This window comes from uncultured Hymenobacter sp. (assembly GCF_964242765.1).
Lineage (GTDB): Bacteria > Bacteroidota > Bacteroidia > Cytophagales > Hymenobacteraceae > Hymenobacter.
Map to the genome: position 1 here is coordinate 66,109 of NZ_CAXTBM010000029.1, position 6,049 is coordinate 72,157.

Sequence of the window (6,049 nt, forward strand, 5' to 3'; positions counted from 1 at the left end):
CTCGCCTCACATACGCCGGAGCTTATTTCACCGATTCACTTACCCCAAGTTCCTCCCACGCTTCCATACCGCCGTCCAGGTTAAGCAAGTTGGCAAAGCCGAACTCGGTTTGCAACCGTTCAATGGCTTGCGTGCTGCGGCGGCCCGAGTGGCAGTACACCACCACCGGATGATGGCGCGGAATGGAGGTCACGCCTTTGGCTATGCTGCCCAACGGTAGCAGCGTAGCGCCCGGTAGGTGTTTTCTATGAAACTCGTCGGGCTCCCGCACATCTAACAGAAAAGGCGCGTGCTCTGACTCCAACTGTACCTGTAGCTCCGCCGCCGAAATGGCGTTTATGCCGATGCCACACAAGTCGGCGTAGTCGGCCGGATTGGCTGTTTGAAGGTTGATGACTGCTGCCTCGGGGCGGCGGGTAAATTTCACTATCCGGGTTTGAAACGACAGGACATCCAGCACCCAAAGACGCCCGCTTAGTACCTCGCCAATACCAAGCACTACTTTCAGGGCCTCGGCGGCTTGCGCCGTGCCAATAATACCCGGCAATACCCCTAATACGCCGGTAGTATCGCAGTTGGGCGCTTCTCTGCCCGAAGGCTGCTGCGGAAACAAGCAACGGTACGTAGGCCCGCCCTGGTAGTTGAACACCGAAACCTGCCCTTCAAACTTGTAAATGGCCCCCGATATCAGAGGCTTGTTTAAACTCACGCAGGCGTCGTTGAGCAAGTAGCGCGTGGGGAAGTTGTCGGACCCATCCACTACTACATCGTATTTGGATAGCAGCTCGCGCACGTTGCCCAAGCTGGCGCGGCATATGTGCACCTCGGTGTGTACCAACGGGTTGAGCTGCCGAACCGCCCGGCCTGCCACCTCGGCCTTGAACTGCCCTAAGTCGCGGGGGCCGTAGAGAATCTGGCGCTGCAAATTGCTGGTCTCCACTTTATCGGCGTCCACGATGCCAAGCGTACCTACTCCGGCAGCAGCTAGATATTGCAGTACGGGGCAGCCTAGCCCGCCGGCACCAACCACTAGTACCCGGGCGTTCTTGAGTCGTAGTTGGCCAGCTTCGCCGATTTCGGGTAGCTGTAAGTGGCGGCGGTAACGGTTGCGTTCTTCAGAGGTAAGCACGGCAGAAAGAAAGAGGTAACTATAAATTCTCGAGGCGGTTGGTAAGATACAAAGTAGCAGCCGGCTTTATAAAGCAATAGTTAAACCTTGATCTGTACCGTAAGGTTAAACAACTAGAGGGCCCATCACCACTTCTGCGCTGCGCTGCCAACACCCAGACCGACATCTTAATTTCCTGTTTTTACTTGAAAGTCTTCCTGCCTCCCACCAGCTACGAGTACGTGACCGTGCACAAAGTGCAGGACCGCGACGTTGCCACGGCCTCTGATGTGCTGGCCGTGGAAGAACCCTTGGAAATCCGCATCGGCTATGGTCCCACCGGCCAGCGTGCGCACCGAACCCTCTCCATTACCATGCGCACCCCCGGCCACGACTTCGAGCTGGCCGCTGGTTTCTTGCTTACCGAAGGCATCATTCGCACCCGCCAAGACTTGCACGGCGTCATTTATTGCCCTGATGTAGAAAAGGAAGAAGAGCGTGAAAACGTGGTGCGGGCCGAGCTAGCGCCCACCGCTACTCCCGACCTGCCCCGCCTAGAGCGCCACTTCTACACCAGCAGCAGTTGCGGCGTCTGCGGCAAAACCAGCATCGACGCCGTACATGCGGCCTCTTGTCCGGTGCTGCCTACCAATGGCCCCTACATTCACCCCGACGTAATTCATTTGCTTCCGGCCCGGCAGCGGGCAGCACAGGCCTTGTTCGAACAAACTGGCGGCCTGCACGCGGCGGCGCTGTTTTCGCCAACTGGTGAGTTGCTGTTGCTGCGCGAAGACGTCGGCCGGCACAACGCTCTCGACAAAGTTATTGGGGCGGCGCTGCTTCAGGAGTGGCTGCCGTTGCATCAGCACGTATTGCTGGTAAGTGGCCGTGTTAGTTTCGAGTTGGTGCAGAAGGCGGCCGTGGCAGGTATTGCTGTACTAGCTGCGGTGGGTGCGCCTAGTTCTTTGGCCGTTTCCGCTGCCCGCGACTTCGGCATGACTGTCTGTGGCTTCGTGCGGCAAAACCGCTACAACGTCTATTGCCACGAATGGCGCCTCAATCTTTCTGCTCCTGATAGCTAAGCGCCTGGTTAGTTGCGTTAGCTCAACGGCCTCAGCAAGCAGCCGGGCCAAGCAGTGAAATCAGAAAAACCACGTCAACCAGTGATATGAAGCTCCGCCTCGAAGATAATAGCCTTCGCCTCCGCCTTTCTTCCGAAGAAGTAATCGACTTTCATCGAACCGGCCGCTTGGAAACTGTCGTGCACCTTGGGCCTTCCGTTTCCGACCGGCTTGTTTATGCCCTCCAGCGCGATGAAACCCTTGCTGGATCAGCGCCTAGTGTCTCCTATACATCGGGCCGGGTAGTGGTACGGCTACCGAATGCTGTTGCCGACGCTTGGATTTCCTCTGATGAGGTGAGTTTGAGTGGTGTGGTAGCGGTTGCCGACAACCAAGAGGTACATATATTAGTAGAAAAAGACCTCGGCTGCAAGCACTAACCACGGGCTTCCCGGTTGCACTCTAAATTCCCACCGTTATTCATCGTCAAGTCATGGAAGATTCTCCCGTTACCGATCCTAATAAAGCCGGCCAGGACCAAGCGCAAAAAGCCAGCAACGCTCCTAAAAGTGGGGAGCGTCCTAGTCAGGGGGAAGCGCCTGCTCCCGACCACTATCATACCAACTCCGACAACCCGACCATGGCCGAGCACGAAGCCAGTGCCGACGCACCCAAGCGCCATATTCCGGCACCCGAGACGGCCAATGCCAAGTACTTATTCCCCATTTTGGCCCAGCCGCCCGAAGAGTTAACGGGCCTGCGTTTGGAAGGCCGCGCCAAAATAGCGGCCGGCGTTACGGCCGTTGTCAAGTCCATGCAATTTAGCTGGAGTGAAGGCGGCGTTGGTCGGGGTTCCAAAGCTTTGCTCGGCATGAACCAGAAAGACGGTTTCGACTGCTCTAGCTGCGCTTGGCCTGACCCCGATGAGCACCGCTCGGTAGCCGAGTTTTGCGAGAACGGCGCCAAAGCCACTGCTTCTGATGCCGACGACCGCGCCGCCGGCCCCGAGTTCTTTGCCAAACATACTTTGGCTGAGCTTTCCCGTCTCACCGACCGAGACCAAAACAACACCGGCCGTCTAACGCACCCCCTAGTTAAGCGCCCCGGCTCCGATTATTATACCCGCATCGAGTGGCCAGAAGTCTTCCAAATTGTGGCCGACGAGCTAAATGCCTTGGCTTCGCCCGACGAGGCAGTGTTCTATACCTCGGGCAAAGTGCCCAACGAGCCCGCCTTCTTATTCCAACTGTTCGCTCGTGAGTTCGGTACCAACAACCTGCCCGATTGCTCCAATATGTGCCACGAAAGCAGCGGGTCGGCTCTCAGCCCCACCTTGGGCTTAGGCAAAGGTTCCGTTACGCTCAATGATATATACGAGGCAGAAGTCATTCTTATCATCGGACAGAATCCGGGTACCAATCACCCGCGTATGCTCACGGCCCTACAAAAAGCCAAGCGCAACGGCGCCAAAATCATCAGCGTCAACCCCTTAATTGAAGCCGGCCTCAACCACTTCAAAAATCCGCAGGACTTCATGAATCCGCTCCGGGCGCTGGGTGCTCTGATGGGCGACGGTACGCAGATAACAGACCTTTATCTACAAGTACGCGTCAACGGCGACATGGCACTGCTGCGCGGTATAATGAAGCACTTGTTTGAAGCGGAAGATCTAAATCCAGGTCAGGTAGTGGACCGGCCATTTGTTGACAAGTATACCACCGGGTTCGAAGAGTTCGAGCAGACTATCCGCAATACGAGCTGGGAGGATATCGAGGAGCTAAGTGGTATTTCGCGGGCTCAGTTGCTGGAAGCCGCCAATATTATTGCTGCCAAGCAGAAAATTATTACCTGTTGGGCCATGGGTGTCACGCAGCAGAAGAACGGCGTGCAGACCATTCAAGAAATCGTCAATCTACAGTTGATGAAAGGGGCTATTGGTAAGCCGGGCGCTGGCACTTGCCCCGTCCGCGGCCACTCCAACGTACAAGGCGACCGTACAATGGGTATTTGGGAGCGGGTAAGCACAGAGTTTCTTGACTCACTAGAGAAGGAATTTAAGTTCACCGCTCCCCGTGAAGATGGCTATGATGTTGTTGAAAGCATCAAGGCCATGGTGGAAGGTAGAACCAAGGTCTACTTTAGCCTCGGGGGCAACTTGCTAGCCGCCGGCCCCGATACCGAGCTGATAGCCGAAGGCATGCGCAAGCAAAACCTGACTGTATTTGTTGGCACCAAGCTCAATCGTGGCCACCTTGTCACCGGCAAAACCAGTTTGCTCCTCCCATGCTTCACCCACGCCGACATTGACATGCAGCGCTCTGGTCACCAAATGACTTCCTGCGAGAACTCAATGGGCGTCGTAAGCCAAAACAAAGGCATCTTGGTACCGCTGGCCGGCGAGATGCTCAGCGAAGTTGCCATCATCTGTGGTGTCGCCATTGCCACCCTCGGCGACCGGACCACCACCGATTGGGTAGCCATGACCGAAAATTACGACGTCATCCGCGACCATATTGCCCGTGTTATTCCTGGCTTCGAGAATTTCAACGAGAAGCTCCGTCGCCCCGGTGGCTTCTACTTGCCTAATGGTCCTCGGGAGCGAAAGTTCACCACCAAAAACGGCAAGGCAAATTTCACAGTCACCACGATAAACAAACACATTCTCGAACCCGGCCAACTGGTTCTAATGACGGTACGCAGCCACGACCAGTTTAACACCACTATCTACGAGTACAACGACCGGTACCGTGGCATCCACAACGAGCGCCGCGTTCTGTTCATGAATGCCCAAGATGTTGCTGACCGAGGCCTCAAAGCCAAAGACCTAATCGACATCACAAGTCACTTCGAAGGCGAGCAACGCACTGTAGAGAAGTTTGTGGTTGTGCCCTACGATATTCCGAAAGGCAATGTAGCCGCCTACTTCCCTGAAGCCAACCCATTAGTACCTATCTCCAGCGTGGCGGAGGTTAGCAACACGCCTACTTCTAAGTATGTGGTAGTAACCGTAGTGGCCGCCAAGGAAAAAACCAATGCACGCCGCCCCGCACAAGTAGCCGCGGAAGTTTAGATTACTATTTTGTCTAAGATGGTACTGCAAGGGCACTAGCAAACCCTATTAGGTCTGCGAAGCTTATAGGGAACAAAGCTTGCAGAACAACTCGAGTATGAAGCCTGCTGTCTTCCTTCTTTTATGGGAGGGAAACAGCAGGCTTCATTACGTATAAAGGGCACCTTCCTACGGTGCTGATAATGAGCGAATAGTAGGCTTTATGAGGTATTCAGAGCCACTATTGCTAAGAAATCCTAAGTAAAAAGTAAGTGTAAGCCTTGCATTGAGAAACCAGCCTAGTATATTTGCACCCCGCTTCAGAAGGAAGGGAACAGAAGGTTGGAATTGAGTAAGTATATCAAAACTTTTTTTGCTCTACCACTTGACAAAAGACCAAATAGTTTGTTACCTTTGCACCCCGCTTCAATAGGAAGTAGTCCTACTCCAAAGAGCAAAGCAAAATCTGAAAATATTTTTTCAAGTTTTTTTGCAAAAAGAAAAAAACTTCTTACATTTGCAACCCCGAACGAAACGCCGCTCGGTAAAATAAATAGAAACGCTGGCGAAAGCATCCGCCACACGGTTCCTCCAACGGGAGGGGCACACGTTCTTTGAATGTTTGAGACAAACAAATGGTAAGTGTTCTGCAAGCTTTGCTTCTTACGGAGTTCAGCAAGCAAACACAAAGAAACCAAGCGACACGAATTAAATGACGACAACGTCAAATAGTGAGCAGGGTCAGCACTCGACATCAGCTTGCCTTCGGGTAAGTGTAGGAATATTATACAATGGAGAGTTTGATCCTGGCTCAGGATGAACGCTAGCGGC

5 protein-coding genes are annotated in these 6,049 nt (G+C 54.1%); 3 read left to right on the plus strand and 2 right to left on the minus strand.

Annotation, left to right across the window (positions count from 1 at the left end; translation table 11 throughout):
* Positions 1-22: 22 nt before the first annotated feature.
* The gene (moeB, locus tag ACFE7X_RS13715) at positions 23-1,129 is read right to left on the minus strand and encodes a molybdopterin-synthase adenylyltransferase MoeB (RefSeq protein ID WP_375436241.1); all 1,107 of its coding nucleotides are present in this window, start codon (positions 1,127-1,129) and stop codon (positions 23-25) included.
* A 185-nt stretch (positions 1,130-1,314) separates the two neighbouring features.
* Between moeB and fdhD the strand changes: the two genes are divergently transcribed.
* The 3 genes from fdhD to ACFE7X_RS13730 all read left to right on the plus strand — a co-directional run bounded on the left by fdhD (position 1,315) and on the right by ACFE7X_RS13730 (position 5,239).
* Positions 1,315-2,190 (plus strand): formate dehydrogenase accessory sulfurtransferase FdhD, encoded by an 876-nt coding sequence (gene fdhD, locus ACFE7X_RS13720; RefSeq protein ID WP_375436242.1) that lies wholly within the window; start codon positions 1,315-1,317, stop codon positions 2,188-2,190.
* Between the two features lie 86 nt (positions 2,191-2,276).
* Complete coding sequence (locus ACFE7X_RS13725; RefSeq protein ID WP_375436243.1) at positions 2,277-2,609, plus strand: DUF7009 family protein; 333 nt, start codon at positions 2,277-2,279, stop codon at positions 2,607-2,609.
* Between the two features lie 53 nt (positions 2,610-2,662).
* Positions 2,663-5,239, plus strand: coding sequence for an FdhF/YdeP family oxidoreductase (locus ACFE7X_RS13730; protein WP_375436244.1), 2,577 nt, complete (start codon positions 2,663-2,665; stop codon positions 5,237-5,239).
* Between the two features lie 299 nt (positions 5,240-5,538).
* Here ACFE7X_RS13730 and ACFE7X_RS13735 read toward each other — a convergent pair.
* The coding region (locus tag ACFE7X_RS13735; RefSeq protein WP_375436245.1) for a hypothetical protein at positions 5,539-6,049 on the minus strand (511 nt) is incomplete at its 5' end.

What these genes read in the sequence shown, in the direction of transcription:
- ACFE7X_RS13725 (WP_375436243.1), top strand. Translation starts at nt 2,277, where the DNA reads ATGAAGCTCCGCCTCGAAGATAATAGCCTTCGCCTCCGCCTTTCTTCC.
- ACFE7X_RS13730 (WP_375436244.1), top strand. Translation starts at nt 2,663, where the DNA reads ATGGAAGATTCTCCCGTTACCGATCCTAATAAAGCCGGCCAGGACCAA.